Source organism: Winogradskyella eximia (genome assembly GCF_003386165.1).
In the GTDB taxonomy this organism is placed as follows: domain Bacteria; phylum Bacteroidota; class Bacteroidia; order Flavobacteriales; family Flavobacteriaceae; genus Winogradskyella; species Winogradskyella eximia.
The window spans coordinates 1-2,134 of record NZ_QRDV01000022.1; the positions used below are offsets into that span (position 1 = coordinate 1).

Here is a 2,134-nt window from a genome sequence, read left to right on the forward strand (position 1 = left end):
TAGCTAAATCAGGATTAATATATGATGGAAATTATAAAAGTACTTTAGTGAAAAATTAATACATTTTTACTTGTTTTTTACCACAGTACTTTGTTGTAAAACGTTCTTTATTCTATTTAATTTTCCAAAATAATAGTCTCACCATACGTTTTCATATTCAAAAGTCCTATCGTTCCACAATTCGGTTTAATGTATTTTTTTGTGTTCGGAATTCCGTATTTATCTTTTTCCCAACTTGTATAGAATTTATATTTCAGCGTGTCTAATTTGTTTTCAATAATTTCTCCTTGGTGGTTTACGATTTCCCATTCGTAATTTTCATTTTTCCAACAAATTCCGATTTCGTCTCCAATAAGAGGAATTCCACTTTTGTCAATTTTTACATATTCTGTTTTTGGAACTGAATTGTATTCTCCATTTATAAAATATCTCATTTTTCCTTGCGTAATTATAGTCACGCATTGTTGTTTGTTAGCAGAATAAATTTTAAAATTCGTTCTATTTGTATGGTCTCCAAAAGCAATAATAAAAACAGTTATTCCAACTATGAACATAACTACTGCGACTAAAACTATTTTCAATATAAATTTCAAATTCGAGGTTTTTTTATTCAAATATTCCACGAGCTTTCAAAACTCCATTTCTCTTTTCCATAAAAAGCTCTTTTATACTTTCTCCATTCATTCCTTTCCATATTCCATTTTTGTCCTTTTGAACTTGGTCAGATTGATATTTTTGATGATAATAATGACCTTTTTCTTTATTCAAAGAAATATACAAAAGCACATTTTTATAGTTTTCGAATTTTGGTCTACCATAATGGTTATAAGCGATAAATTCAATTGTGTCAGTTTTCAGTTCGTTAAATACGTTTCCTATAACTTTAAACTTATTTTTAAATCCATAATCCATTGAATAACTTACTTTCCTAATTGTATCTCCGGTTATTGAGTCAATTTCTATTCGAGTATTATTTTCATTAGGGTCAAATTCAATTACAGATATTTTTTCTCCAATAAAAGCATAAAGATTTACAGACTCATTTGCCATTTTCAATTCCGATTCCTGAATTATATTAGTCGATTTACAACTAATTAATGCTATTAAAATTCCGAAAATTGGAAGAATGCGTTTCATTTCGTAAATGTTTTACAACGTGTTTGTATATGGTTTGTTGCGTGTTTAAGCACCTAATTTAGCAAATAAAAACCGAATAGAAAATCCGATAGGATTTTCGTAAATAGGCTAGAACTAGCAATAAATTATATACGGTGTTAGCAGCTGTTTTTTATTTTCGGTTCATAATTATTCGGAACAAAAACATTGTTTTCAGATTTCTCTATTAGAATTTCTAGTAACTTTTGGATATCGTCAACGTTATATTCCGTTGTTTTTATCGAGATTTCAGATTTTGATTTGAAATCAAGTTTTAAGTTTTTACCAAATCGGTCAAATCGGATTTGAGTAAGTTCAGTCAGATTTCTTTTTTGAGTCCAACGTTTGACTAAAATCAGTTGATTTTCTTTAATGAAAACTGTAAAAGGTTTTTTCTTTTTGTAAATAAACCACAAAACTAATTCAGCCAATGGAAAAGTCCAAAATATTAAAATTAGGAATATTACGTCATTATAATTGTCATTGCTAAAAGACAATAATAATGTCCAAGCTATTGCATAAATCAATTCATATACTCCAAGTACTTTTCGCTGACTTTGCATTTTGAAGTCAGATTCGTAGTTTTTATTAAGAACGGAATATTCCCAAAAAACTGGTGTTAATAAAATTAATAATATCAGTACAATATTCACAACAAGAGGAAATTCAGGTTCCATTATTTGACCATAACTCAAAGCTGTAAGTAGTAATATTAATGTTATAAAGTACTTCATTTAGTCGATGTGCTTCAAATTGCTGCTAACGGTTTTGTGTATGGTTAGTTGCGTGTTTGAGCAACTAATTTAGTAAACAAAAACGAACGCGAGAAAATTCCGAAGGAATTTTCCAAATAAGCACTTGCCAAAGCAATTAATTATACACGGCTTAAGTTTACAATTCATTAAATTTAAGGATAAATCAGAAAAGACAAAAGAGAGGAGTAAGGTTAATATACACGCAGAAGCTTTAGACTTCGTCA

General features: G+C 28.6%; 3 protein-coding genes. All 3 read right to left on the reverse strand.

From position 1 onward, the window contains the following. Positions 1-116 precede the first annotated feature (116 nt). Positions 117-554 carry a hypothetical protein gene (locus DFQ10_RS18385; RefSeq protein WP_147299259.1) on the reverse strand — a complete coding sequence of 146 codons (438 nt, stop codon included), beginning with the start codon at positions 552-554 and terminating at the stop codon, positions 117-119. 52 nt (positions 555-606) lie between these two features. Further along, positions 607-1,137: a hypothetical protein gene (locus DFQ10_RS18390; protein WP_115818913.1), complete on the reverse strand. Its 531-nt coding sequence runs from the start codon at positions 1,135-1,137 to the stop codon at positions 607-609. 137 nt (positions 1,138-1,274) lie between these two features. Next, positions 1,275-1,889, reverse strand: a complete 615-nt coding sequence (locus DFQ10_RS18395; RefSeq protein ID WP_115818914.1) for a hypothetical protein — start codon at positions 1,887-1,889, stop codon at positions 1,275-1,277. Positions 1,890-2,134 lie beyond the last annotated feature (245 nt).